Origin of the sequence: Stenotrophomonas maltophilia, from assembly GCF_025642255.1 — a bacterium.
Lineage (GTDB): Bacteria > Pseudomonadota > Gammaproteobacteria > Xanthomonadales > Xanthomonadaceae > Stenotrophomonas > Stenotrophomonas maltophilia_P.
Genome location: NZ_CP106759.1, coordinates 181221 through 205704 on the forward strand (window position 1 = coordinate 181221; position 24484 = coordinate 205704).

At 67.7% G+C, this 24484-nt stretch carries 22 protein-coding genes; 15 read left to right on the top strand and 7 right to left on the bottom strand.

The window, feature by feature from the left end; genetic code table 11:
- Window positions 1-40 precede the first annotated feature (40 nt).
- Window positions 41-3643: an ATP-binding protein gene (locus N8888_RS00775; RefSeq protein WP_053518415.1), complete on the top strand. Its 3603-nt coding sequence runs from the start codon at window positions 41-43 to the stop codon at window positions 3641-3643.
- On the opposite strand, the gene N8888_RS00780 is transcribed toward N8888_RS00775, so the two are convergent.
- Window positions 3637-4038, bottom strand: coding sequence for a c-type cytochrome (locus N8888_RS00780; RefSeq protein WP_263176825.1), 402 nt, complete (start codon window positions 4036-4038; stop codon window positions 3637-3639). The genes N8888_RS00775 and N8888_RS00780 overlap by 7 nt on opposite strands.
- A 65-nt stretch (window positions 4039-4103) precedes the next feature.
- Entirely contained in the window at window positions 4104-5780 is a 1677-nt protein-coding gene (locus N8888_RS00785; protein WP_128989300.1) for an electron transfer flavoprotein-ubiquinone oxidoreductase, read from the bottom strand.
- A gap of 256 nt (window positions 5781-6036) precedes the next feature.
- Here N8888_RS00785 and N8888_RS00790 point away from each other — a divergent pair, with 256 nt between their 5' ends.
- On the top strand, window positions 6037-7200 hold the full coding sequence (locus tag N8888_RS00790; protein WP_053518446.1) for an acyl-CoA dehydrogenase family protein: 1164 nt from the start codon (window positions 6037-6039) through the stop codon (window positions 7198-7200).
- Window positions 7201-7341: 141 nt separating this feature from the next.
- Here the strand turns inward: N8888_RS00790 and N8888_RS00795 are convergent, their stop codons facing one another.
- Together N8888_RS00795 and N8888_RS00800 are read right to left on the bottom strand one after the other, a co-directional pair.
- A complete protein-coding gene (locus N8888_RS00795) occupies window positions 7342-7821 on the bottom strand; it encodes a tRNA (cytidine(34)-2'-O)-methyltransferase (RefSeq protein ID WP_053518419.1) in 480 nt (159 codons plus the stop codon).
- 66 nt (window positions 7822-7887) lie between these two features.
- Window positions 7888-8364, bottom strand: a complete 477-nt coding sequence (locus N8888_RS00800) for an XAC0231 family protein (RefSeq protein WP_053518420.1) — start codon at window positions 8362-8364, stop codon at window positions 7888-7890.
- 415 nt (window positions 8365-8779) lie between these two features.
- On the opposite strand from N8888_RS00800, the gene N8888_RS00805 reads away from it, so the two are divergent.
- The 4 genes from N8888_RS00805 to N8888_RS00820 all read left to right on the top strand — a co-directional run bounded on the left by N8888_RS00805 (window position 8780) and on the right by N8888_RS00820 (window position 14116).
- Window positions 8780-11629: a M16 family metallopeptidase gene (locus N8888_RS00805; RefSeq protein ID WP_263176828.1), complete on the top strand. Its 2850-nt coding sequence runs from the start codon at window positions 8780-8782 to the stop codon at window positions 11627-11629.
- A gap of 97 nt (window positions 11630-11726) precedes the next feature.
- Window positions 11727-12044: a DUF4156 domain-containing protein gene (locus N8888_RS00810; protein ID WP_053518422.1), complete on the top strand. Its 318-nt coding sequence runs from the start codon at window positions 11727-11729 to the stop codon at window positions 12042-12044.
- A gap of 103 nt (window positions 12045-12147) precedes the next feature.
- Window positions 12148-13164 carry a 3-oxoacyl-ACP synthase III gene (locus N8888_RS00815; RefSeq protein ID WP_008264841.1) on the top strand — a complete coding sequence of 339 codons (1017 nt, stop codon included), beginning with the start codon at window positions 12148-12150 and terminating at the stop codon, window positions 13162-13164.
- 61 nt (window positions 13165-13225) lie between these two features.
- Window positions 13226-14116: an alpha/beta fold hydrolase gene (locus N8888_RS00820; RefSeq protein ID WP_053518424.1), complete on the top strand. Its 891-nt coding sequence runs from the start codon at window positions 13226-13228 to the stop codon at window positions 14114-14116.
- 92 nt (window positions 14117-14208) lie between these two features.
- On the opposite strand, the gene N8888_RS00825 is transcribed toward N8888_RS00820, so the two are convergent.
- Entirely contained in the window at window positions 14209-14640 is a 432-nt protein-coding gene (locus N8888_RS00825; RefSeq protein ID WP_053518425.1) for a YkgJ family cysteine cluster protein, read from the bottom strand.
- Between the two features lie 104 nt (window positions 14641-14744).
- Between N8888_RS00825 and oleC the strand changes: the two genes are divergently transcribed.
- The 3 genes from oleC to N8888_RS00840 all read left to right on the top strand — a co-directional run bounded on the left by oleC (window position 14745) and on the right by N8888_RS00840 (window position 17666).
- Window positions 14745-16403 (top strand): olefin beta-lactone synthetase, encoded by a 1659-nt coding sequence (gene oleC / locus N8888_RS00830; protein ID WP_053518426.1) that lies wholly within the window; start codon window positions 14745-14747, stop codon window positions 16401-16403.
- Window positions 16400-17389 (top strand): 2-alkyl-3-oxoalkanoate reductase, encoded by a 990-nt coding sequence (oleD, locus tag N8888_RS00835; protein WP_111186525.1) that lies wholly within the window; start codon window positions 16400-16402, stop codon window positions 17387-17389. Before oleC ends, oleD begins: the two co-directional genes overlap by 4 nt.
- Window positions 17390-17510: 121 nt before the next feature.
- The gene (locus tag N8888_RS00840) at window positions 17511-17666 is read left to right on the top strand and encodes a DUF1328 domain-containing protein (protein ID WP_004153593.1); all 156 of its coding nucleotides are present in this window, start codon (window positions 17511-17513) and stop codon (window positions 17664-17666) included.
- A gap of 83 nt (window positions 17667-17749) precedes the next feature.
- On the opposite strand, the gene ddlA is transcribed toward N8888_RS00840, so the two are convergent.
- On the bottom strand, window positions 17750-18835 hold the full coding sequence (gene ddlA, locus N8888_RS00845; protein WP_263176841.1) for a D-alanine--D-alanine ligase: 1086 nt from the start codon (window positions 18833-18835) through the stop codon (window positions 17750-17752).
- A gap of 137 nt (window positions 18836-18972) precedes the next feature.
- Here ddlA and N8888_RS00850 point away from each other — a divergent pair, with 137 nt between their 5' ends.
- The 4 genes from N8888_RS00850 to N8888_RS00865 all read left to right on the top strand — a co-directional run bounded on the left by N8888_RS00850 (window position 18973) and on the right by N8888_RS00865 (window position 22666).
- Window positions 18973-19608 carry a ubiquinone biosynthesis accessory factor UbiJ gene (locus N8888_RS00850; RefSeq protein ID WP_053518430.1) on the top strand — a complete coding sequence of 212 codons (636 nt, stop codon included), beginning with the start codon at window positions 18973-18975 and terminating at the stop codon, window positions 19606-19608.
- Window positions 19605-21260, top strand: a complete 1656-nt coding sequence (ubiB, locus tag N8888_RS00855; RefSeq protein WP_065174173.1) for a ubiquinone biosynthesis regulatory protein kinase UbiB — start codon at window positions 19605-19607, stop codon at window positions 21258-21260. The genes N8888_RS00850 and ubiB overlap by 4 nt, the downstream gene beginning before the upstream one ends.
- Window positions 21261-21265: 5 nt before the next feature.
- The gene (locus tag N8888_RS00860; RefSeq protein ID WP_263178323.1) at window positions 21266-21844 is read left to right on the top strand and encodes an O-methyltransferase; all 579 of its coding nucleotides are present in this window, start codon (window positions 21266-21268) and stop codon (window positions 21842-21844) included.
- Window positions 21845-21928: 84 nt separating this feature from the next.
- Window positions 21929-22666 (top strand): pseudouridine synthase, encoded by a 738-nt coding sequence (locus tag N8888_RS00865; protein WP_053518434.1) that lies wholly within the window; start codon window positions 21929-21931, stop codon window positions 22664-22666.
- A gap of 84 nt (window positions 22667-22750) precedes the next feature.
- Here the strand turns inward: N8888_RS00865 and N8888_RS00870 are convergent, their stop codons facing one another.
- Window positions 22751-23278, bottom strand: coding sequence for a DUF2059 domain-containing protein (locus tag N8888_RS00870; RefSeq protein WP_065174175.1), 528 nt, complete (start codon window positions 23276-23278; stop codon window positions 22751-22753).
- A 134-nt stretch (window positions 23279-23412) separates the two neighbouring features.
- Here N8888_RS00870 and arfB point away from each other — a divergent pair, with 134 nt between their 5' ends.
- Entirely contained in the window at window positions 23413-23844 is a 432-nt protein-coding gene (arfB, locus tag N8888_RS00875) for an alternative ribosome rescue aminoacyl-tRNA hydrolase ArfB (RefSeq protein WP_111186528.1), read from the top strand.
- Window positions 23845-23848: 4 nt separating this feature from the next.
- Window positions 23849-24451, top strand: coding sequence for a lysophospholipid acyltransferase family protein (locus N8888_RS00880; RefSeq protein WP_053518437.1), 603 nt, complete (start codon window positions 23849-23851; stop codon window positions 24449-24451).
- Window positions 24452-24484: the final 33 nt, after the last annotated feature.

Here is a 24484-nt window from a genome sequence, read left to right on the forward strand (position 1 = left end):
CCATCGCGGCTCCTGGCAGGATTCTAGGAGATCAACGCCGATGCGTAGCTGGGCTGTTCGCGGGCGGGTCCTGCTGCTGGCCATGTTGGGTCCTGCCGTCGCTTGGGCGCAACTCGCGCCCGGCCCATTGCCGTTGAGTCCCCTGCAACGCGAATACCTGACCGCGCACCCTCGCATCGTCGTCGGGCAGTATGACAGCGGTTGGCCCCCTTTCGAGTCGATCCACGAAGGCCAGCAGGTCGGCCTGGGACCGGACTACTTGTCGCTTTTGGCTCGTCGTTTGGGCGTGAAAGTCGAGGCACGCCGCTATCCGGACTGGACATCCGTGCTGGACGCGGCATGCCGGGGCGAGATCGATGTGGTCATGAACATCGGCCTGAGTGCCGACCGAACCCGTTGCATGGTCTACACCTCGGCCTATGTCGAAGCGCCGCTGGCGGTGGTCGGACGACCTGGAGACCTGCGTGCTTCGGAGATGCCGGATCTTGACGGACTGCGCGTCGTGATCGAGCAGGATTTCCTGACCGCACCGCAGGTGCGTGCACGGTTTCCACGCGCTCGACAACTTGTCGCAAATGGCACTTTGGCGGCGTTGCAGATGGTCAGAGACGACAAGGCCGACGTCTATATCGGTAATGCCTATGTCGCCACCGAGCTGATCGCGGCCCATCAGCTGAAGGGAGTGGTCCTGCTGCGGCCCAGCGATCTGCCGCCGGAGCGGGCGCACTTCGGCGTCCCCAACAGCAAGCAACCGCTGGCCGAGGCATTGGATCTTGCGCTGGCTGCCACCAGCCAGGCGCAGCGGGACGCGCTGGCCCAGCGCTGGCTGCGGCCTCCGGAATGGTCCGCGTCGGCGCAGCTGGCCCTGAGCCAGGCCGAAAAGCGCGTGCTGCAGCAGCCGTTGAAGATCACCTTCGCGCCCAATGCCGCGCCGCTTTCGTTCACCGACGACGACGGCCAGCCCAGCGGCCTGACCAGCGAGTACCTGCGGCGGCTGATCCAGGTCGGCGCCAACCTGGAGGTGGAAACCAGCCACGACTGGTTCGAGGTGCGCGAGAAGGCGCTGCAGGGTGAGGTGCAGGCGGTGATGGGCATTCCCACCGATTCGCGCTACCTGGGGCCGGACTGGGTGTTCAGCCAGCCCTTCATCAGCGTGCCGAGCGTGATCGTCGGCACGCGCGACAGCCCGGCGATCCTGGGGCTGGCCGATCTGCAGGGCAAGCGCGTGCTGCTGTCCGACCCGGAACGCCTGCGCGGCTACGTGCTGCAGCAGGCGCCACGGGCAAAGATCATTCCCGCGCGCAGTGGCGAGCAGGCGTTGCAGCGATTGGCCAATGGCGAGGCCGATGCCTACGTGGGCAACCTGGTCCTGGTCGATCACCTGTTGCGCAACCGCTTCCCGGGCCGTCTGCAGATCCTTGCGCCGGCCGGATTCGGCGACCAGCTGGCGCTGGCTGTCGACCGTCGCCATGCCGCCCTGGCGACCACCTTCGACCGCCTGCTGCTGCAGATGTCACCGCGGGAGCATGAGGCGCTGCGGGGCGACTGGCTGGCCGTGGAGTATCGCAGTGGCGTGGACTGGGACGCCGTGCTGCATTGGGGGCTTCCGCTGCTGCTGGTGCTGCTGACCGGGGCGGTGGTGCATGGCGTCGGTCACTGGCGGCTGCGCCGGGAGGTGGCCGGTCGCCGCCATCTGGAGCAGCGCCTGGCCGAGGTCACCGACAATCTGCCTGCGGTGGTCTACCAGGCACGTCGCGACGCGGACGGCAGCCTGGCCTTCCCCTTCATCGCCGGCGACCTGCAGGCACTGTTCGGCATTCCGCGGCAGCGTGCCGAGCAGGATGCGCAGGCGCTGCTGGCGCGGATCGAGGACACCGACCGCCAGGCCGTGCTGCAGGCGATCGACCAGGCGGCCCGCCAGTTCGCGCCGCTGGCCTTCGAGTTCCGCCTGCTGCCGGGTGATGACGGCACGCCCGCGCGCTGGGTACGCAGCCAGGCTCACCCTTACGCCACCGAGGCCGGCGCCGTCACCTGGAGCGGCTACTGGGTGGACGTGACCCAGGCACGCGTACAGGCCGATGCGCTGGCGGCGGCCAAGATCGAGGCGGAACAGGCGGCCGAGGCCAAATCACGCTTCCTGGCCACGATGAGTCATGAGATCCGCACGCCGATGAGCGGTGTACTGGGCATGCTGGAAGTGCTGGCGCACTCGCCGCTGGATGCAGAACAGCAGCGCATCCTTGCCGTGATCGAGGATTCTGCGCAGATGCTGCGGCAGATCCTCGATGACATCCTCGACTACTCGCGCATCGAAGCCGGTGCGCTGCGCCTGGAACCGGTGCCATTGTCACTGCGGACCCTGCTGGAAGGCGTGTGCCGGCTGATGTCGGCGCAGGCCAGCGCGCGTGGCCTGGCCCTGCACGTGCAGATCGATCCGCAGCTGGCTGCGGCGCATGAAGTGGATGGCGTGCGCCTGCGGCAGATCGTCTTCAACCTGCTCAGCAATGCCATCAAGTTCACCGCGCAGGGCGATGTGTGGCTGCGGCTGGAGGTGCTCGGGCCGACCACCGCCGATGGCAGCCAGCCGTTGTGCCTGAGCGTCATCGATACCGGCATGGGCATTGCGCCGGAACAGCTGCAGCACCTGTTCGCGCCGTTCACCCAGGCCGGTGCGTACATCCAGCGCGACCATGGTGGAACCGGCCTGGGCCTGAGCATCTGCCAGCGGCTGGTGCAGATGATGGACGGCACGTTGACGCTGCAGAGCACGCTCGGCGAGGGCACCCGCGCGGAGGTCCGTCTGTCGCTGGTGGAAGCCGGCATCGAGGACGTCGCCGTGCTGGCGAGCGAGCACGAGCAGGCGGCGCTGCTGCCGACCGCGCTGCGCCAGAGCCGCGTGCTGGTGATCGAGGATCATCCGACCAACCAGGCGATGATGGCCTGGCGGCTGCAGCAGCTGGGCCTTCCGCACGTGCTGGTGAGTGATGGCCAGCAGGCGCTGGACCGGTTGGCGTCGGAACGCTTCGACCTGGTGATCACCGATTGCCGCATGCCGGTTCTCGATGGCTTTGCGTTCACCCGCCTGCTGCGCGAGCGCGAAGGCCGCCAGGGCCAGGCGCGCATGCCGGTACTGGCATTGACGGCCAGCGTGCTGGACGACGACGCGCGACGTTGCCGCGAGGCCGGCATGGATGAGGTGCTGGCCAAGCCGTTGTCGCTGGCTACGCTGCGCGCGGCGTTGATGCGATGGCTGCCGCAGGCGTCCGTGGCACCGGAGGCGACCGCCGAGTCGTCCGCAGCGGTGGAGGGCGACGCATCGCTGGACCTGGCGGGCCTGCAGCGGCGCTTCGGTTCGCATGCGGTCGCCGTGCAGCTGGCCGCCACCCTGCTGCAGGCCAGCGAGGTGGATATCGCGGCCGTGCAGCGTGCGGTGCAGGCCGGCGACCGCGAGGCCGCCGCCCTGCACCTGCATCGCCAGGCCGGGGGGCTCGGGGCGGTGGGTGCGCATGCGCTGGCAACGCAGGCCAATGCCCTGGTCGAACGCCTGGAAGACGCCGGAGAAGTGGACAGCGCGCCGTTGTTCGCCGAAGTCCAGGCGTTCCTGTCACGCCTGCAGCAGCAGCTGCAGGGGCTGTCTCACTGAGCAGACTGCTGCTGCAGGTAAGCGATCACCAGCGCACGTCGTTCGGCGCCGGGAAACGCGTTGTACATGCGCGTGCCGGGCACCTGCTGCGTTGGTGACTGCAGGAAGGCATCCAGGGTCTGCGCGGTCCAGACGATATCGGCCCGGCGCATGCCCTGCGAATAGCCATAGTCGGGCAGGCTGCCAGCGCGGCGTCCGATCACACCGTGCAGGTTGGGGCCGAACCGGTGGATGCCACCGGCCTGCACCGTGTGGCAGCCCGCACACAGTTCGAACGCGCGCTGCATCGCCTGTTGTCGCGCCTGCTCAGGTGTGGCCGGTGGCGTGGCCGTGCGCTGGCAGCCGCTGCACGCCAGCAGCAGGACGAGGGCAGGGAGCAGACGGAAGGCACGCATGGGCGGAGAGGATAGCCGTGGCCGCCGCGGGCCGGGCTGCGACACGCGGTCGCAGCCCCCTGCGGTCACATGCCCGAGTAGTTCGGGCCGCCGCCGCCCTGCGGGGTCACCCAGACGATGTTCTGGGTGGGATCCTTGATGTCGCAGGTCTTGCAGTGCACGCAGTTCTGCGCGTTGATCTGCAGGCGTGCGTTGTCGGCTTCGCCAACGAACTCGTACACGCCGGCCGGGCAGTAGCGCGCTTCCGGGCCGGCGTACTCGGCCAGGTTCACCTTCACCGGAATGCTCGGATCTTTAAGGGTCAGGTGGCTGGGCTGGTTCTCGTCGTGGTTGGTGCTGCTCAGGAACACCGAACTGAGACGGTCGAAGGTCAGCACCCCGTCCGGCTTCGGGTAGCTGATGCGGGTGTGCTGGGCCGCCGGCTCCAGGCAGGCGTGGTCCGGCTGCGTACGGTGCAGCGTCCACGGCGGGTTGCGCACGCCCAGCTTCGGCAGCAGCCACTGCTCCACGCCGGTCATCAGCGTGGCCACGGTCTGGCCCTTCTTGAACCACTGCTTGAAGTTCTTGGCCTGCTGCAGTTCGGTGAACAGCCAGCTGGCTTCGAAGGCCTGCGGATAGGCGCTCAGTTCATCGTGCTGGCGATCGGCGGCCAGCGCGTCGAACGCGGCGTCGGCGCACAGCATGCCGGTCTTGATCGCGGCGTGGCTGCCCTTGATGCGGCTGGCGTTGAGATAACCGGCCTCGCAACCGACCAGCGCGCCACCGGGGAACACCGTCTTCGGCAGCGACAGCAGGCCGCCGGCGGTGATCGCACGCGCGCCGTAGCCGATGCGGGTACCGCCTTCCAGGTGCTTGCGGATCTGCGGATGGGTCTTGAAGCGCTGGAATTCCTCGAACGGGCTCAGCCAGGGGTTCTTGTAGTCCAGGCCGACCACGTAGCCGATGGCGACCTTGCCGCCGTCGGCGTGGTAGAGGAACGCGCCGCCGTAGGTGTCGCTGTCCAGCGGCCAGCCGGCGGCGTGCACCACCAGGCCCGGCTCATGCCTGGCCGGGTCGATCTGCCACAGTTCCTTGATGCCGATGCCGTAGGCCTGCGGGTCCTTGCCTTCGTCCAGCTTGTAGCGGGCGATCAGCTGGCGGCCGAGGTGGCCGCGCGCGCCTTCGGCGAAGACCGTGTACTTCGCATGCAGCGCCATGCCGCGCTCGAAGGCCGGGCCGATGCTGCCGTCCTTCTCGATGCCCATGTCGCCGGTGGCCACGCCGATCACTTCGCCGTTGTCGCCGTACAGCACCTCGGCGGCGGCGAAGCCGGGGAAGATCGCAACCTCCAGCGCCTCGGCCTGCTGCGCCAGCCAGCGGGTCACTTCGCCCAGGCTGATGATGTAGTTGCCTTCGTTGTGGAAGCACTCCGGCAGCAGCGCATTGGGCGTGCTGCGCGACCCGGTCTCGCTGAGGAACAGGAACTCGTCGCGGGTGACCTTCTGCTTCAGCGGTGCGCCGCGTTCGGCCCAGTCCGGGAACAGTTCGGTCAGGGCGCGCGGGTCCATCACCGCACCGGACAGAACATGTGCACCGGGCTCGGAGCCCTTCTCCAGCACGCACACCGACAGTTCGCGGCCGGCTTCGATCGCACGCTGGCGCAGGCGGATCGCGGTGGCCAGCCCGGCTGGGCCGGCACCGACGATCACCACGTCGAACTCCATTACTTCACGCGGGGGCAGGGCGTTGGCTTCAGCGCTCATCGATTGCATGACTCGTGGGTAGTGCCGGTAGCAGGGCCACCGGCGGTTGCCTGGAAATCGCGCGTGCAGCCACGGCGAAACGGTTGTTTGAATGTGTCAGGGTACCGGGACGGGCGTGATCGAGCTAGATCGCCGATGTTCACGTCGTGATTGCTGCAGTGCAGCGTACGCCTGCAGCCGGATGGGAGCCGACCTTGGTCGGCACGCGCTTCCCGGATGACCGACAATGGCCCGGTCCCGACTGCGTGTGAGTGCCATGGCCCTGGATCCGTACGACCTGTTCGATGTCCGTTCCCTGCTCAGCGAGGAAGAGCGCGCAGTACAGGACAGCGTGGCGCGTTTCACCAACGAGCGCGTGCTGCCGATCATCGGCGATGCCTTCGACCAGGCGCGCTTCCCGGCCGAACTGGTACCGGAGATCGCATCGCTGGGCCTGCTGGGCGCGACACTGCCGGCCGAATACGGTGGCGGTGGCCTCGGCGCGGTCAGCTATGGCTTGATCTGCCAGGAGCTGGAGCGCGGCGATTCGGGCCTGCGCAGCTTCGTTTCGGTGCAGAGCTCGCTGTGCATGTATCCCATCTACGCGTACGGCAGCGAGGAACAGCGCCAGCAGTGGTTGCCGGCGATGGCACGCGGCGAACTGATCGGCTGCTTCGGCCTGACCGAGGCGCATGGGGGTTCCGACCCGGCCAGCATGAAGACCCGCGCCGTGCGCGACGGCAGTGACTGGCGCATCAGCGGCAGCAAGATGTGGATCACCAGCGGCCCGGTGGCCGATCTGGCCATCGTCTGGGCACAGACCGAGGACGGCATCCAGGGCTTCGTGCTGGAGAAGGGCATGGCCGGTTTCACCACGCAGGAAATCAAGCACAAGATGAGCCTGCGCGCCTCGTTGACCGGCGCGCTGTTCTTCGACGATGTGCGCGTGCCCGACAGCCACCGCCTGCCCAACGTGAAAGGCCTGAAGGGGCCGCTCGGGTGCCTGACCCAGGCGCGTTACGGGATCAGCTGGGGCCCGATCGGCGCGGCCATCGCCTGCCTGGATGAAGCGCTGGGCTACGCCAAGGAGCGCGTGCTGTTCGGCCGCCCGCTGGCCGCCACCCAGAGCGCGCAGATCAAGCTGGCGGAAATGGCCCGCCGCATCACCACCGCCCAGCTGCTGGCCCTGCAACTGGGCCGGCTGAAGGAAGCCGGCCAGCTGCAGCCGCAGCAGGTCAGCCTGGCCAAGTGGAACAACTGCCGCATGGCCATCGACATCGCCCGCGAGTGTCGCGATCTGCTCGGTGGGGCTGGCATCACCACCGAACACGTGGCGATCCGGCACGCGCTGAACCTCGAATCGGTGATCACCTATGAAGGCACCGAGACCGTGCACCAGCTGGTGATTGGCCGCGAACTGACCGGCATCAACGCGTTCTGACAGCGGGTTCCGGTGGGTGCCAACCTTGGTCGGCACATTTCTTCGGCGCGCATCCGGGCATCGGTGCGGACCAAGGTCCGCACCCACCATAAGCAGGTCACACGTACGTGTAGAGCCGAGCCCATGCTCGGCTGCTTCCTCTCACGCGCCGCCGGCAAACCCGTGCTGCCGCCAGGCTTCATACATCACCACGGCAACGGTGTTGGAAAGATTGAGGCTGCGGTTGTCCGGCCGCATCGGCAGGCGCAGGCGCCGGCCCTCCGGCAAGGCATCGAGCACATCCTGCGGCAGGCCGCGGCTTTCCGGGCCGAACAGGAAGGCGTCGCCCTCTTCAAAGGCCACGCTGTCGTAGCGCACGCTGGCGCGGGTACTGAGTGCGAACAACCGATTCGGTGCGATCCGCGCCAGCGCGGTGTCCAGATCCGGATGCACCTGCAGGCGCGAGTACTCGTGGTAGTCCAGGCCGGCGCGCTTGAGCTGCTTGTCTTCCAGTGCGAAGCCGAGTGGCTCGACCAGGTGCAGCTGCGCGCCGGTGTTGGCGCAGAGCCGGATCACATTGCCCGTGTTGGGCGGGATTTCCGGTTGGAACAGGATCACGTGGAACTGGGGTGCGGCATTCATCGGCGCAGTGTACCTGCGACGGCTGCCAGTACGGCGCACGCCCTGCCAGGGCAGGGCGGGCACCGCTTACGGGCGCAGCAGGACCTGGGCGGTTTCGGTGGCCAGGGCTTGCAGGTCGGCTGCGCTCGGACGCACCTGCAGGGTCGGCAGGTTGACGATGACCGAGTTGGCGACGTTGGTGGCGGCGGCGGCCAGGGTGGCGGCGTAGCGCTGGGCTTCCAGTTCGGCGGCCAGGGCAACGCGCTGTTCCAGGCTCGGGCGCACTTCCACCGCGGCCAGGGTGGTGATCGGCAGGGCGGCGGCGACCGGGGCGGCGGTGAAGCCGTCGCGTTCGGCCAGCTGCTCGGCGCTCGGCCGCACTTCCACGGTGGCCAGGGTCGGGATGCTGCTGGCGCGTTCCCAGGCCTGCTGGGCCAGCTGGTCGGCGGCCGGGCGAACCTGCACGGTGTCCAGGGTCTTGATGGATTCGGAGGCCTGCACCGACGAAACAACCGCGGTGCCGGCGATCAGGGCGATGGCGATGGCAATGGTCTTGGCGTTCATGACGGGGCCTGTTTAGTGTTGTTGAGCGGTGGTGTGGTAGTAAGGTAGAACACCAATTCGGGGGATGCAAGGGAAATTTTCGATTTCTTGCATTTGTTCAGTCTTCAGTCAGCTTTTGTCTGAAGCCCTTCTTGGCGCAGGAAGTACCAAGCAAACCCCGTGCCAACTTTTAATCATTGATTTGAAAGGGTTTTTATCCCGTCGGAAAGTGTCCGCGGGGCGGACACCTGTCCATCCGAGGGGACGCGGACACTGTCCGGACGCAGGGGCGGGGGAGACGTGACTGCTGTCGGGGGCCGCCGACAAGGCCCTGAACGGCTGCGAGGGCAAACACCCCCAGTGACTGCTGGCGGATTCCGGGCACCGGATGGGCACGCTAGGATCGGGCTTCACCAACGTGACCAAGGATCCGGAAATGTCTCTCGCCCTGCGCCCGCGTGCTGCACTGCTCGCTGTTGCCCTCAGCACTGCCCTGGGCACGCTCGCGCCCACTCCTGCACTGGCGGCCAAGACGGTCACGCCGGCCAAGGTCGATATTCCGTTCGAGCAGTTCACCCTGCCCAACGGGCTGCGCGTGATCGTGCATACCGATCGCAAGGCGCCGATCGTGGCGGTCAACGTCTGGTATCACGTCGGCAGCAAGGACGAGCCTGCGGGCCGCACCGGTTTCGCCCACCTGTTCGAACACCTGATGTTCCAGAGCAGCGAAAACCACGACGGCGAGTATTTCGAACCGTTCAAGCAGGTGGGTGCCACCGGCCAGAACGGCACCACCAATACCGATCGCACCAATTACTTCGAGAACGTGCCGACCACCGCGCTGGACATGGCGCTGTGGATGGAGTCGGACCGCATGGGCCATCTGCTCGGTGCGATCAACCAGGCGGCGCTGGACGAGCAGCGTGGCGTGGTGCAGAACGAGAAGCGCCAGGGCGAGAACCAGCCCTACGGCCAGGCCTGGGAGAAGCTCAACCGTGCGATGTACCCGGCCGGCCACCCGTATCACCACAGCGTGATCGGCTCGATGAACGACCTCAACGCGGCCTCGCTGGATGACGTCAAGACCTGGTTCCGCACCTGGTATGGCCCGAACAACGCGGTGCTGGTGCTGGCGGGCGATATCGACGTGGCCACCGCCAAGGAGAAGGTGGCCCGTTACTTCGGCAGCATCCCGGCCGGTCCGAGCATGGCGCAGCCGAAGGTCGACGTGGCCAAGCGCCCGGCCGACACCCGCGAGACGATGACCGACAAGGTGCCGCAGTCGCGCATCTACCGCGCCTGGAACGTGCCGCAGGTCGGCACCACCGACGTCGACCAGCTGCAGCTGCTGGCCTATGTGCTCGGCGGCGCCAAGTCCTCGCGCCTGAGCCAGCGACTGCAGCACCAGGACAAGCTGGTGGACAACATCAGCGCCGGCGCCTACGCCTCGCAGCTGGGTTCCAACTTCATCGTCATGGCCACGGTGAAGCAGGGCCAGGATCCGGCCAAGGTCGAGAAGATCATCGACGAAGAACTGGACCGGTTGATCAAGGAGGGCCCCACGGCCGACGAGCTGGCGCGTGCCAAGACCGGCTCGCGCGCAGCGTTCATCCGCGGCATCGAGCGCATCGGTGGTTTCGGTGGCAAGGCCGACGCACTGGCCGAATGCGCGGTCTACACTGGCGACCCGGGCTGCTTCCGCACGTCGCTGGCCAACATCGACAAGGCGACCGCGGCCGACCTGAAGCGCCTGGGCGCACAGTGGCTGGACGTCGGCAGCCACACGCTGGTGGTCGAACCGGGCGAGCGCGTGGCGCTGAAGGAAGATCCCTCACAGGCGCCGAAGCCGTTCAACGTGCCGGCGGTGGACCCGAAGTACAGCACTCTGCCGGAGCAGGTGGACCGCAAGGCCGGCGTGCCGCAGACCCGTGAATTCCCGCAGCTGAAGTTCCCCGCCCTGCAGCGCGCCACGCTGAAGAACGGCACCCAGGTGGTGCTGGCCGAGCGCCACGAGATTCCGGTGGTGCAGTTCAGCTACCAGTTCCCGGGTGGCTTCACCGCCGACCAGGGCCGCAAGCCGGGCACCGCCAACTTCACCATGAACCTGATGACCGAAGGCGCCGGCAAGCTCGGCTCGCTGGCCTTCGCCGATGCCGCCGATGCGCTGGGTGCAAGCCTGGACGCCGGTGCCGGCCTGGATTCGGTGACCGTGGACCTGTCGGCACTGAAGGAGAACCTGGTGCCATCGCTGGCCCTGTACCGCGATCTGCTGCGCGAGCCGCGCTTCGAACAGGCCGAGATCGACCGGGTCAAGGCCACCTGGATCGCCGGCATCCAGCAGGAGAAGGTCAACCCGAACGCGGTGGCCATGCGCGTGCTGCCGCCGCTGCTGTACGGCAAAGGCCATCCGTACGCCATTCCGTTCACTGGCAGCGGCGATGAAGCGGCCATCAGCAGCCTCACCCGCGAGGACCTGGTCGACTTCCACCGCGACTGGCTGCGCCCGCAGGATGGCACCCTGATCGTGGTTGGCGATACCACGCTGGCCGAGATCGTGCCCCTGCTGGACAAGCAGCTGGGCGACTGGAAGGCCACGGGCGATGCGCCGCAGGTGAAGGCGGCCACCGATGTGGCGCTGCCGAAGGGCCCGCGCGTGTTCCTGATCGATCAGCCGGGTGCGGTGCAGGCAAACCTGTTCGCCGGCCAGGTGGTGCCGCCGTCCAGTGACGCCAGCTCGACCCGCTTCGATATCGCCAACGGTGTGATCGGCGGTGACTTCACCTCGCGCCTGAACATGAACCTGCGCGAGGACAAGCACTGGTCCTATGGCGCGCGCAGCAGTGCGCCGAACTCGGTCGGACAGCGGCCGTGGGCGGCCAGTGCCCCCGTGCAGATCGACAAGACCGGCCCGGCGCTGGCCGAGATGCAGAAGGAAATCGTCGAGTTCAGCACGGGCAGCAAGCCGGCCACCGCTGCCGAGGTCAACCGCATCCGCAACATCCAGACGCTGAGCCTGCCGGGCGCCTATGAGACCGCCAGTGCGGTCGCCGCGACCATCAGCAGCATCGTGCAGTTCAAGCGGCCGGATGACTATGTGCTGCGTCGCAAGGCCGAGATCGAGGCGATGACGCCGGCCCAGGTGCAGCAGGCTGCGGCCGAGATCAAGCCGCAGGCGCTGACCTGGGTAGTGGTGGGCGACCTCAAGCAGACCGAGGCGGCCGTGCGCGCGCTGAACCTGGGCGAGGTGACCGTGCTGGATGCCGAAGGCAAGCCGGTCAAGAAGTAAGGGACAGGCCTGCCCGCCACGGCGGGCAGGCCTCCCGGCTACCCTCGATTCAGGCGGTTCAGGCAGAATCCCCCTCATACCCTTCCAGGATCTGCCCATGCGCGTTCTGCTGCTTTCCTCCCTGCTGCTCACCGTCACCGCCTGTACCTGGGTGCCGATCGAACCGGCCGGGAAGACCGTCCGCGTGCTGCCGGCCGGGCCGGCGCCGACCGGCTGCATCACCAAGGGCGAGGTGGTGGTCACCGTGAAGAGCAAGGTCGGCTTCTACAACCGCAACCCGCTGCGCGTGCAGGAAGAACTGGAAACGCTGGCCCGCAACGAGGCCCCCAGCGCCGGCGCCAATGCCGTACAGGCCGCCGCACCGCCTGCCGATGGCAGCCAGCGCTTTGCCGCCTTCCAGTGCCCGCCGCGCTGAATCCTTCACCATACGGGCAAGCCTGAATTCGTAAAGATGCGGTGAAGGCCCGGGGGGTTATAGAATAGCGCCCCCTTTTGCCTGAGCCTTGGCGCTAACCTCGATGCTCTTCAAGAATGTCTCGATCGCCGGCCTGGCACACGTCGATGCGCCTCATACGCTGACGACGAAGGAAATCAACGAACGCCTGCAGCCGACGCTGGACCGGCTGGGCATCCGCACCGACGTGCTCGGCGATATCGCCGGCATCCACGCCCGCCGCCTGTGGGACAACGGCGTGCTGGCCTCGGACGCGGCCACCATGGCCGGTCGCAAGGCACTGGAAGATGCCGGCATCGAAGCCACCCAGGTCGGCCTGCTGGTCAATACCTCGGTCAGCCGCGACTACCTGGAGCCGTCCACGGCCTCCATCGTCTCGGGCAATCTGGGTGTCAGCGACGAATGCATGACGTTCGATGTCGCAAATGCCTGCCTGGCCTTCATCAACGGCATGGACATCGCAGCGCGCATGATCGAGCGCGGTGACATCGACTATGCGCTGGTGGTGGATGGCGAAACCGCCAACCTGGTGTACGAGAAGACGCTGGAGCGCATGACCGCACCGGACGTCACCGCCGACGATTTCCGCAACGAACTGGCGGCGCTGACCACCGGTTCGGGCGCTGCCGCGATGGTGATGGCGCGCTCGGAACTGGTGCCGGATGCCCCGCGCTACAAGGGCGGCGTCACCCGTTCGGCGACCGAATGGAACCAGCTGTGCCTGGGCAACCTGGACCGCATGGTGACCGACACCCGCCTGCTGCTGATCGAAGGCATCAAGCTGGCGCAGAAGACCTTCACTGCGGCCAAGATCGCGCTGGGCTGGGCGGTGGAAGAACTGGACCAGTTCGTCATCCACCAGGTCAGCCAGCCGCACACCGCAGCGTTCATCAAGAACTTCGGCATCGACCCGAAGAAGGTCATGACCATCTTCGGCGAGCACGGCAACATCGGCCCGGCGTCGGTACCGATCGTGCTGAGCAAGCTCAAGCAGCTGGGCAAGCTGAAGAAGGGTGATCGCATCGCGCTTCTGGGCATCGGCTCGGGCCTGAACTGCTCGATGGCCGAAGTGGTCTGGTAAACAGACCCCTGCGTTGAATCCTGGGGCCGGTACTACCGGCCCTTTTTACAGGTGCGACCCGATGTCCAAGCTTCCCGGTTACCCCGCCCATCCCCAACGCTTCGAGGTCCGCCCCGGCCTGTCGATGAACTATCTCGACGAGGGCCCGCGCGACGGTGAGGTGGTGGTGATGGTGCACGGCAATCCGTCGTGGAGCTATTACTGGCGCACGCTGGTGGCCGGCCTGTCGGACAAGTACCGTTGCATCGTGCCCGACCACATCGGCATGGGCCTGTCGGACAAGCCCGATGACCGTGGCTATGCGTACACGCTGCAATCGCGCGTGGATGACCTGGATGCGCTGCTCAGGCACCTGGGCATCACCGGCCCGGTGACCCTGGCCGTGCACGACTGGGGCGGCATGATCGGCTTTGGCTGGGCGCTGTCGCACCACGCGCAGGTCAAGCGGCTGGTGGTGCTCAATACCGCCGCGTTCCCGATGCCGGCAGCGAAGAAGATGCCGTGGCAGATCGCGCTCGGACGGCACTGGAAGATCGGCGAGTGGATCATCCGCACCTTCAATGCCTTCTCCGCCGGCGCATCGTGGCTGGGCGTGGAGCGGAAGATGCCCGCCGACGTGCGCCGCGCGTATGTATCGCCGTACAACAGCTACGCCAACCGCATCAGCACCATCCGCTTCATGCAGGACATTCCGCTGGGCCCGGCCGACAAGGCGTGGTCGCTGCTGGAGCGTGCAGGCAAGGCGCTGCCGTCGTTTGCCGATCGCCCGGCCTTCATAGGCTGGGGCCTGCGCGACTTCGTGTTCGACCACCATTTCCTGCAGGGCTTCCAGGCGGCGCTGCCGCAGGCCCAGGTGCATGCCTTCAAGGACGCGGGCCATTACGTGCTGGAAGACAAGCACGAGGTGCTGGTGCCGGAGATCCGCGCCTTCTTGGACGCGAACCCGATCTGATCGGATCCCTTCGGTAGCGCCGGGCCATGCCCGGCGTTGTCGTACAGGGGGTCAGAGCCCTTCCGTGCCGGAAACGGGCCCGACCCCGACCGTCACGCCGCGATCGGCGCCTGCGGCGGAGACGACGGGCTGCTGCCGTTGTCGTCCGGATGATCGTCGTCGTTGTCCGCCTCGTCGCGCCAGCGCCAGTCGGCCAGCGTCAGCGGGTCCAGGCCGTAGGCGATGCGGGCCTTGTCGCACTGCGGGCTGGCCTTGCCGTACTCCCATGAGGCATCCACTTCGCGGCACACGCTGGGCCGGTTGGGGTGGATCGTGCAGCGCGAATACACGCCGATCTGCGCATCCAGTGCCACGCAGCGCACCGGTTTGGAGTGGGTGCCGCGCATGCACAGGCGATGCGGGTCGAGCACTTCGGTCAGCTGGTGGGGCACGCCGCCCGGGGTGACCTCGTCCGATTCCATCCAGTGGAAGGCCACGCGGTACTGGGTGCAGCAGGCGCCGCAGGTCATGCAGGGGTGTTGCATGGGCAAGCCGCCTCGGGCGGCAGTCGGAATCGGGAACGAGGCTGCGGATTTTCCACGAAGTGAGCCGCCGCGCAAGAAATTCCGTAAGCGGCGACAATGAACGGATGAACCGACCCTGCAACATTGCTGCGCGGTTGCCTGAACTGGCCCGTGAACGCCCCGACCAGATCGCCATCCGCTGCCCCGGCCGCCGCGGCGCCGGCAACGGCATGGCGGCCTACGATGTGACCCTGGACTATCGGCAGCTGGATGCCCGCAGCGACGCCATGGCCGCCGGCCTGGCCGGCTACGGGATTGGGCGCGGCGTGCGCACGGTGGTGATGGTGCGGCCCTCGCCGGAGTTCTTCCTGCTGATGTTCGCCCTGTTCAAGCTGGGTGCGGTGCCGGTGCTGGTCGATCCCGGCATCGACCGGCGTGCGCTGAAGCAGTGCCTGGACGAAGCCCAGCCGGAGGCCTTCATCGGCATCCCGCTGGCCCACGTGGCACGGCTGGCGCTGCGCTGGGCGCCGTCGGCGACCCGCCTGGTCACGGTGGGACGGCGGCTGGCCTGGGGCGGGACCACCCTGGCCGCGCTGGAGCGCGCGGGCGCGCAGGCCGGGCCGATGCTGGCGGCCACCGACGGCGAGGACATGGCCGCGATCCTGTTCACCAGCGGCTCTACGGGCGTGCCCAAGGGCGTGGTCTACCGCCATCGCCATTTCCTGGGCCAGATCGAGCTGCTGGGCAGCGCCTTCGGCATGGAGGCCGGCGGGGTGGACCTGCCGACCTTCCCGCCCTTCGCCCTGTTCGATCCCGCATTGGGGTTGACCTCGGTGATCCCGGACATGGACCCCACGCGGCCCGCGCAGGCCGATCCGGCACGCCTGCATGATGCGATCCAACGCTTCGGCGTGACCCAGCTGTTCGGCTCGCCTGCGCTGATGCGGGTCCTGGCCCGCCATGGCCGGCCGCTGCCGTCGGTGACCCGGGTGACCTCGGCCGGTGCCCCGGTTCCGCCGGATGTGGTCGCCACCATCCGTGGCCTGCTGCCGGCCGGCGCGCAGTTCTGGACGCCGTACGGTGCCACCGAATGCCTGCCGGTGGCGGTGGTGGAAGGCCATGAACTGGAGCGCACCCGTGCGGCCACCGAGGGCGGTGCGGGTACCTGCGTGGGCAACGTGGTGGCCCCGAACGAAGTGCGCATCATCGCCATCGACGATGCACCGCTGGCCGACTGGTCGCAGGTACGCGTGCTGGCCACCGGCGAGGTGGGCGAGATCACCGTGGCCGGCCCCACCGCCACCGACAGCTATTTCAATCGTCCGCAGGCCACCGCTGCGGCGAAGATTGCCGAAACGCTGGCCGATGGCAGTACCCGCATCGTGCATCGCATGGGCGATGTCGGCTATTTCGACGCGCAGGGCCGTCTGTGGTTCTGCGGACGCAAGACCCAGCGCGTGGAAACCCCGCACGGCCCGCTCTACACCGAACAGGTCGAGCCGGTGTTCAACACGGTGCAGGGCGTGGCACGCACCGCGCTGGTCGGCGTGGGTCCCGCGGGCGCGCAGGTGCCGGTCCTGTGCGTGGAGCTGCAGCGTGGACAGTCCGACAGCCCGGCGCTGCATGAAGCGCTGCGCGCCCTTGCCGGCGCACGCCTGCCCGAGGCCGGGCTGCAGCACTTCCTGGTGCATCCGGCGTTTCCCGTCGATATCCGTCACAACGCCAAGATCGGCCGCGAGAAGCTCGCCGTCTGGGCCAGCGCCGAACTGGAGAAGCGCGCATGAAGATCCTGGTCACCGGTGGTGGTGGTTTCCTTGGCCAGGCGCTGTGCCGTGGGCTGGTCGAGCGCGGCCACCAGGTGCTGGCATTCAACCGCAGCCACTACCCGGCGCTGCAGGCGCTGGGAGTGGGCCAGATCCGTGGCGACCTGGCGGACCCGCAGGCCGTGCTGCATGCGGTGGCCGGTGTCGATGCGGTATTCCACAACGGTGCCAAGGCCGGTGCCTGGGGAAGTTACGACAGCTACCACCAGGCCAATGTGGTCGGCACCGACAATGTCATCGCTGCCTGCCGTGCGCATGGCATCGGCAGGCTGGTCTATACCTCCACACCGAGCGTGACCCATCGTGCCACCCACCCGGTGGAAGGACTGGGCGCGGACGAGGTGCCCTACGGCGAGGATTTCCAGGCGCCGTACGCGGCGACCAAGGCGATCGCCGAACAACGGGTGCTGGCCGCCAACGACGCGACGTTGGCCACGGTGGCGCTGCGTCCGCGCCTGATCTGGGGGCCGGGCGACCAGCAGCTGGTGCCGCGTCTGGCCGAGCGCGCACGGCAGGGCCGGCTGCGCCTGGTCGGTGATGGCAGCAACAAGGTCGACACCACCTACATCGACAACGCCGCGCTGGCGCACTTCCTGGCATTCGAGGCGCTGGGCCCGGCGGCGGCCTGCGCCGGCAAGGCCTACTTCATCTCCAATGGCGAGCCACTGCCGATGCGCGAGCTGGTCAACAAGTTGCTGCAGGCCGTGGGCGCACCGCCTGTGGAGAAGGCAATCAGCTTCAGGACCGCCTACCGGATCGGTGCGATCTGCGAGCGCCTGTGGCCGCTGCTGCGGTTGCGCGGCGAGCCGCCGTTGACGCGTTTCCTCGCCGAGCAGCTGTGCACGCCGCACTGGTACAGCATGGAGCCGGCGCGCCGTGATTTCGGCTATGTGCCGCAGGTCAGCATCGAGGAAGGGCTGCGTCGGCTGCAGGCCGCGTCGTCATGACGGCAGCCTCACGGCGCTGAAGACTTCATCGCGCGCAGAACCGGCCATCACCGGTTGCACACCGCCGGACCGGGAGGATGGACCCCACGCCACCCACGGCCGAATATCTGCGAGGAGCGCCATGCTGCATTACGCCGTCATTTTCTTCGTCATCGCCATCATCGCCGCCGTGCTCGGTTTCTCCGGCATCGCCGGCGCGGCCAGCAACATTGCCTGGATCCTGTTCGTGGTGTTCCTGGTCCTGGCGGTGATCTCGATGTTCCGCAAGCGCGGCTAGTGAGCCCCGGAGCAGTGCCGGTAGATGGCCGGTACTGCTCCGTCGGAAGCGGTTGTTTCCTGTAGTACCGGGTACTGCCTGGCCTACAGCAGCCTCTGATCGGCTTCGTGCCGTTCCAGCGCCAGTTCGATCAGGCGCGTGATCAGCGTGGTGTAATCCACGCCACTGGCGCCCCACAGCTTCGGGTACATGCTGATGCGGGTGAAGCCCGGCAGCGTGTTGACCTCGTTGATGACGACGCGGCCATCGCCGGTCAGGAACACATCCACTCTGGCCATGCCGGCGCACTCCAGCGCCTGATACGCCTGCAGGGCGATCTGCCTGATCCGCTGCTGGGCGGCATCATCGATGTCGGCCGGGACCACAACGTCGGCGCCATTCTCGTTGAGGTACTTGGTGTCGTAGGCATAGAACTCGTCGTGCACCACCACTTCGCCACACACGCTGGCCTGCGGCTGCTCGTTGCCGAGCACCGCACATTCGATCTCGCGGCCGGCCACGGCCGCTTCCACCAGAACCTTGTGGTCGTAGCGCAGCGCCCGTTCCAGCGCGGCCGCGAAGCCGGCAGCGTCCTTGACCTTGCTCACCCCCACCGACGAACCCTGGTTGGCCGGCTTCACGAACAGCGGCAGACCGAGCTGGGCGATGACGCCGTCGACATCGATGGTCGCAGCCTGGTGGCGACGGATGCACTGCCAGGGCGCCACCTGCAGGCCGGCATCGCGCAGCAGGCGCTTGGTCACGTCCTTGTCCATGGCCACGGCCGAGCCCAGCACCGGTGAACCGACGAAGGGCAGGTTGGCCATGCGCAGCAGGCCCTGCAGCGCGCCATCCTCACCCAGCGGACCATGCACGATCGGCAGGACAACGTCGATCTGGCCGAGCACGGCAGCCGGATCGGCGGGCTGCAGCTGCGCCTGTCCGGCGCCCGGGTGCACCGACAGCGCGACGCCGGACCGGTGCAGCGCGATGCGCGCCGGATCATCGGCGTTGAGCAGGAAGCTCCCGGCCTGGCTCAGATGCCATCGGCCCTGCTTGTCGATGCCGATCAGCACCGGCTCGAAGCGCTCGTGGTCGAGTGCGTCGAGGATGTTCTTCGCCGACTGCAGCGAGACTTCGTGCTCGGAGGACGTACCACCGAAAATGATGCCGACCCGGGTCCTGCTCATGGGCAATGCGATGTCCTGGACGTTGCGTGGCCCCACAGCATGGACCTTCCTTCGCCCGGCAGGTGAGGCGGAGATGAACCCGCACCCATCCGCGCTGCCCGGCCCAAGCCCGGCACCCACGAAGGTAGAATGGGGCCATGGCTCTTTCCCTGCTCAAGTCCCTCAAGCCGGTCGCCGGCCGTGCCCTGCAGATCGCCCTGAACCGCGCCCTGGCGCTGGATCCGGATACCCGCCACGCGTTGGCCGGTCTGGATGGCCGCCATATCGATCTGACCCTGGAGGCTCCTGCGCTGGCCATGCGCATCAGCGTTGACGGTGACCAGCTGCGGGTGGGGCCGGTGGATGCGCAGGAAGCCGATCTGGCCGTACGCAGCAGCCTGTCGGGGGTGCTGGCCCAGCTGCCGCTGCTGGCCAATGCCCGGCGCGCCGACAGCACCGGCAAGGGACGCGTGCGCGTGGCCGGCGATGCCGAGTTGGCGCGCCGCCTGCAGCAGCTGGCCAAGGGCTTTGACCCGGACTGGCAGCAGCCGTTCGTCAGTGTGTTCGGCGAGGTGCTGGGCGTACAGGTGGCCAACACACTGCGCGGCGCGCTGCAGCACGCCCGCCAGGGCGTGATCGATCTGGCGCACAGTGCAGCCGAATTCATTACCGAGGAATCGCGCGACGTGGTGCCGCGCGCCGAGCTGGACGCGTTCCACGACGATGTGGATGTGCTGCGCGATGATGTCGAGCGCCTGGGTGCACGCGTGCAGCGCCTGCGGGGTGCGGCATGAAGGCGGTGCTGCGGGCCAGCCGCATCGGCCGGGTGATCCTGCGCTACCGCCTGGATGACCTGCTGCAGGACACGCCGGCCGAACGCTGGCTGCGCCTGGCCAAACCCTTCGTTCCGCGGGCCTCGGCCGACATCGCCGCGCAATCGCGTGGCGCACGCCTGCGCCTGGCGCTGCAGGACCTGGGTCCGATCTTCGTCAAGTTCGGGCAGATCCTGTCGACCCGTCGCGACCTGGTGCCGCCGGACGTGGCCAACGAACTGACCCTGCTGCAGGACCGGGTCAAGCCGTTCGACGGCGACACCGCGCGCCGCATCGTCGAGGACGCGCTGGGCCTGCCGGTCAGCGAAGCCTTTGCCAGCTTCGATACCGAACCGCTGGCGTCGGCCTCGATCGCGCAGGTCCATGCGGCCACGCTGGCCGATGGCCGCCAGGTGGTGGTCAAGGTGCTGCGCCCGGGCATCGAGAAGCAGATCGACGCCGATATCGCCCTGCTCAATTCACTGGCCGCGCTGGTTGAGCGCACCCACCCGCGTGCCGACAAGATCCGCCCGCGCGAAGTCGTGGCGGAAGTGGAGAACACCCTGGCCGCCGAGCTGGACCTGCAGCGCGAAGGCGCCAACGCCAGCGTGCTGCGCCGCTTCTGGGAGAACTCCGACGACCTGTACGTGCCGGAAGTGATCTGGAGCCACACGGCCGAGCGCGCGCTGACCCTGGAGCGCGTGTGGGGCATTCCCTCCGATGACATCGTGGCACTGGACGCCGCCGGGATCGATCGCAAGGCGCTGGCCGCCAAGGGCGTGCGGGTGTTCTACACCCAGGTGTTCCGCGACAACTTCTTCCACGCCGATGCGCATGCCGGCAACATCTGGGTCGACCCCGATCCGGCACGCCGCAGCGATCCGCGCTTCATCGCGCTGGACTTCGGCATCATGGGCCAGCTGTCGCAGGAAGATCAGTACTACCTGGCCGAGAACTTCATGGCCATCTTCAACCGCGACTACCGCCGCATCGCCGAGCTGCACGTGCAGGCGCGCTGGATGCCGGACCACGTGCGCATCGACGACCTGGAAGCGGCGGTGCGGTCGGTGTGCGAGCCGTACTTCACCCGCCCGCTGTCGCAGATCTCGCTGGCGGAAGTGCTGATGAAGCTGTTCCGCGTGGCGCAGCGCTACCAGCTGACGCTGCAGCCGCAGCTGATCCTGCTGCAGAAGACCCTGTTGAACATCGAAGGCGTCGGTCGCCAGCTCGACCCGCAGATCGATATCTGGGCGGTGGCCAAGCCGGTACTGGCGAAGATCCTGCGCGAGCGCTACAGCCCGCGCAGGGTGATGCGCGAGCTCGGCAAGCGCCTGCCGGAAATCATGACCCACGCACCGGACATGCCCCGCCTGGTGCATGCCTGGCTGACCCAGCAGGTGGAGGGACGTCACGAGCTGGCGATGCGCTCGCGCGATCTGGTATCGCTCGATGCCAGCGTGCAGCGCCTGCAGAAGCATGCGGTCGGTGCCATCACCGGCGTCGGCCTGCTTGCCATTGCCGCCTTGATGTACGTGCTGCAGCCGCCCGGCTGGTACTGGGGCGACCTGCCGATGTGGAGCTGGCTGTCGGGCGCGGTGGGTGTGGCCGCATTGGCCCGGGCGTGGTGGAAGTAGCCGCCGTGCTGCAGGCGCTCAAGGACGAACTGGCGCGCTTTGGCGCCGACAACGATGCGCGCGAAAGCGAGCGGGCCCGGCGCATGCTCAACATCACGCCGGATACCGGTGCGCTGCTGTCGCTGCTGGTACGTTTCGGACAGGCCCGGCGCGTGCTGGAGATCGGCACCTCCAACGGCTATTCCACCCTGTGGCTGGCCGAGGCTGCCGCTGCCATCGACGGCCATGTGACCACGCTGGAGTACGCTGCCGACAAGGTGGCCCTGGCCGGCGCGACCTTCGCCCGCAGCGGCCTGCAGGCGCATATCACCCTGATGCACGCTGACGCCGGGGCGTGGCTGGCGCAGGCGGCCGATGCCAGCATCGACCTGCTGTTCCTCGATTCGGATCGCGAGCAGTACGCTGGCTGGTGGCCGCACCTGCGCCGCGTGCTGCGGCCCGGTGGCCTGCTGGTGGTGGACAACGCGATCTCCCACGCCGAACAGATGGAGCCGCTGCGTGCGGCACTGGTGGCCGATCCTGATGTCAGCGTCAGCCTGGTGCCGGTGGGCAACGGTGAACTGCTCGCACTGCGCAACATTTGACTGCCTCGCGGCACAAACCCGGGGTCAGATCCCTTTTCCGCAAAAGGGCTCTGACCCCATACAGGCCGCCCGTATAATCGCGCGGTGAGCACCGAACCCGATACCCTCGCCGCGGTCGAGACCGACACCGCCCCCCTTCGGCTCCTGCACCTGGATGAACGCCTGGCGGTGGTCGACAAGCCGGCCGGGCTGATGGTCCATGACAGCAAGCTGGCCCGTGGCGAAGATGATTTCCTGGCCGATCGCCTGCGTGAGCAGCTCGGGCGCCCGATCTTTCTGGTGCATCGGCTGGATCGTGCCACCAGTGGCTGCCTGCTGCTGGCCTTCGACCGTGACACCGCCAGTGCGCTGGGCAAGGCCCTGATGGGCGGCGAGGTGGCCAAGGACTACCTGACGATCTGCCGCGGCTGGCCGGCCGAGGCGTCCTGGCGGGTCGACCACGACCTCGACGGCGGCCCCGGAAAACCGGTCAAGAAGCCTGCCATCACCGACTTCCAGTGCCTGGCTACCGGCGAGCTGCCGGTGCCGGTCGGCGAGTTCGCCCGTTCGCGCTATGCGCTGCTGCGCTGCCAGCCGCAGACCGGACGGTTCCGGCAGATCCGCCGGCATCTCAAGCATCTTTCGCACCACATGATCGGCGACACCAGCCACGGCGACGGCCGCCACAACCGCATCTTCCGCATGCAGGGGGTGCATCGCATGCTGCTGCACGCCGAGCGCCTGCGTTTTCCGCATCCCGAGGGCGGCACGGTGGATGTGCGGGCGCCGCTGGACCGGGAATTCCAGAAGGCGCTGGACCTGTTCGGCTGGCGGGTGGAGTGAAGGCAGCGCCGGACCCTGTCCGGCGCCTTCCGCCACGCAGCGGCCGCGCGTGGCACTCGCCGGGCATGGCCCGGCGCTACCGCCTCACTTCTTTTCCGGCTCGTTGACGATCGCTTCCAGATCCTTCTGCAGGTCGGCGAACAGCGGCTGCATGCGCGACTGGATGGCCACCATCACGTTCTGCATCAGCGCCGGGGTCTTGTCGAGCAGACTCTGGCCCGCCGGGCTCTCGTAGAACTCGGCCATCGCCAGCACGTCTTCCTTGCTGAAGGTCTTCTTGTAGAGATCCACGTACATCGGCCGCAGCTGCTGCCATGACAGGGCCTGGCGCAGGGTCTGGCTGGTCCGTGCCTGGATGCGCTTGAGCTGCTCCTGCTGCTGGGCATTGAGCTGGCGCTGCGACGCGACCTGCTGGAACTGCTGCTGCTGCATCGCCTCGATCTGCGGCAGCATGGTGTCGATCATGCTCTGCGCGCGGGAGGCCGACAGCAGGCGGTTGATGTCGCCGTCGGTCGGCGCGGCGGCCAGGACCGGGGCGCTGGCCACGGCAAGCGCCAGCAGAAGGGCAGCACGGCGCAGCAGGGCGGGCAGGGTGGATGCGGAGCGGATCATGCGAAGCTTCCTGCAGTACATGGGACGGCCAGCATACCCGCTGGCAAGGCGAAGGCGGCGTGTTCGGTGCCTGATCGGCGGCATACGGCGCGCGATGCCGCACTCCGCCACGTGGCTGCCGTTACAATGCGCGGATGGGCAATGGACCGGTCACCATCAGCGCGCAGCTTGAAATCCCCGACGGCGAGATCGTCGAGCGTTTCGTGCGTGCCAGTGGTGCCGGTGGCCAGAACGTCAACAAGGTGTCCACCGCGGTGGAACTGCGTTTCGACGTGGCCAACTCGCCCTCGTTGCCCGAACCGTTGCGCGCGCGCCTGCTGGCGCGGCGTGACCGGCGGATGACCGGCGAAGGCGTGCTGGTCATCGACGCGCAACGCTTCCGGACCCAGGATCGCAATCGCGAGGATGCGCGCGAGCGGCTGGCGGCCTTCATCCAGGCCGGGTTGAGCGTGCCCAAACCGCGCAAGGCCACCAAGCCGACCCTCGGGTCGAAACTGCGTCGTCTGGACGCCAAACGCGGGCGCGCGCAGATCAAGCGCGGGCGCTCCTCACGTGACTGGGAGTGATTGCTTGAACAACCCGACTCCGTTGCTGCCGGCCATCCCGCCGAACATGCCGCAGGTCAGATCCAACCCGTTCCTGCGCTGGCTGGCGCGCTGCACCCTGCGCATGGGCGGCTGGAAGGTGGTCGGCACCCTGCCGGACATCCCGAAGCTGGTCTTCATCATCGCCCCGCACTCGTCCAACTGGGACGGGTTCTGGGGCATGGCGGCCAAGATCGCACTGGGCATGAAGGTCAAGGTGCTGGGCAAGGCGTCGCTGTTCTGGTGGCCGCTGGGCCCGCTGCTGCACCGGCTGGGCGTGATCCCGCTGGACCGCAGCTCGCCGCAGGGAACCGTCGGCCAGGCCGTGGACCTGATCCGCAACAACGACAGGATGTGGTTCGCGATCACCCCTGAAGGCACCCGCAAGGCGGTCAAGGAATGGAAGGCCGGATTCCTGAAGATCGCGCGGATGGCCGATGTGCCGATCCTGACCGCCTATTTCCATTATCCGGAGAAGGTCATCGGCGTCGGTCCGCTGTTCCATCCCACCGGCGATGACGTGGCCGACATGGCCGCCATCCGCGAGTTCTACCGGCCCTGGATCGGCAAGACCCGCGGTACGGTCTGAGCCGGCCGCCAGTGAAGGTCCAGACGCCACGTC

What these genes read in the sequence shown, in the direction of transcription:
- N8888_RS00825 (WP_053518425.1), bottom strand. Translation starts at nt 14,640, where the DNA reads ATGCAACACCCCTGCATGACCTGCGGCGCCTGCTGCACCCAGTACCGC.
- N8888_RS00870 (WP_065174175.1), bottom strand. Translation starts at nt 23,278, where the DNA reads ATGATCCGCTCCGCATCCACCCTGCCCGCCCTGCTGCGCCGTGCTGCC.
- N8888_RS00785 (WP_128989300.1), bottom strand. Translation starts at nt 5,780, where the DNA reads ATGAGCGCTGAAGCCAACGCCCTGCCCCCGCGTGAAGTAATGGAGTTC.
- N8888_RS00790 (WP_053518446.1), top strand. Translation starts at nt 6,037, where the DNA reads ATGGCCCTGGATCCGTACGACCTGTTCGATGTCCGTTCCCTGCTCAGC.
- N8888_RS00780 (WP_263176825.1), bottom strand. Translation starts at nt 4,038, where the DNA reads ATGCGTGCCTTCCGTCTGCTCCCTGCCCTCGTCCTGCTGCTGGCGTGC.
- oleC (WP_053518426.1), top strand. Translation starts at nt 14,745, where the DNA reads ATGAACCGACCCTGCAACATTGCTGCGCGGTTGCCTGAACTGGCCCGT.
- N8888_RS00820 (WP_053518424.1), top strand. Translation starts at nt 13,226, where the DNA reads ATGTCCAAGCTTCCCGGTTACCCCGCCCATCCCCAACGCTTCGAGGTC.
- oleD (WP_111186525.1), top strand. Translation starts at nt 16,400, where the DNA reads ATGAAGATCCTGGTCACCGGTGGTGGTGGTTTCCTTGGCCAGGCGCTG.
- N8888_RS00840 (WP_004153593.1), top strand. Translation starts at nt 17,511, where the DNA reads ATGCTGCATTACGCCGTCATTTTCTTCGTCATCGCCATCATCGCCGCC.
- N8888_RS00850 (WP_053518430.1), top strand. Translation starts at nt 18,973, where the DNA reads ATGGCTCTTTCCCTGCTCAAGTCCCTCAAGCCGGTCGCCGGCCGTGCC.
- ubiB (WP_065174173.1), top strand. Translation starts at nt 19,605, where the DNA reads ATGAAGGCGGTGCTGCGGGCCAGCCGCATCGGCCGGGTGATCCTGCGC.
- N8888_RS00800 (WP_053518420.1), bottom strand. Translation starts at nt 8,364, where the DNA reads ATGAACGCCAAGACCATTGCCATCGCCATCGCCCTGATCGCCGGCACC.
- N8888_RS00810 (WP_053518422.1), top strand. Translation starts at nt 11,727, where the DNA reads ATGCGCGTTCTGCTGCTTTCCTCCCTGCTGCTCACCGTCACCGCCTGT.
- N8888_RS00775 (WP_053518415.1), top strand. Translation starts at nt 41, where the DNA reads ATGCGTAGCTGGGCTGTTCGCGGGCGGGTCCTGCTGCTGGCCATGTTG.
- N8888_RS00795 (WP_053518419.1), bottom strand. Translation starts at nt 7,821, where the DNA reads ATGAATGCCGCACCCCAGTTCCACGTGATCCTGTTCCAACCGGAAATC.
- N8888_RS00815 (WP_008264841.1), top strand. Translation starts at nt 12,148, where the DNA reads ATGCTCTTCAAGAATGTCTCGATCGCCGGCCTGGCACACGTCGATGCG.
- arfB (WP_111186528.1), top strand. Translation starts at nt 23,413, where the DNA reads ATGGGCAATGGACCGGTCACCATCAGCGCGCAGCTTGAAATCCCCGAC.
- ddlA (WP_263176841.1), bottom strand. Translation starts at nt 18,835, where the DNA reads ATGAGCAGGACCCGGGTCGGCATCATTTTCGGTGGTACGTCCTCCGAG.
- N8888_RS00805 (WP_263176828.1), top strand. Translation starts at nt 8,780, where the DNA reads ATGTCTCTCGCCCTGCGCCCGCGTGCTGCACTGCTCGCTGTTGCCCTC.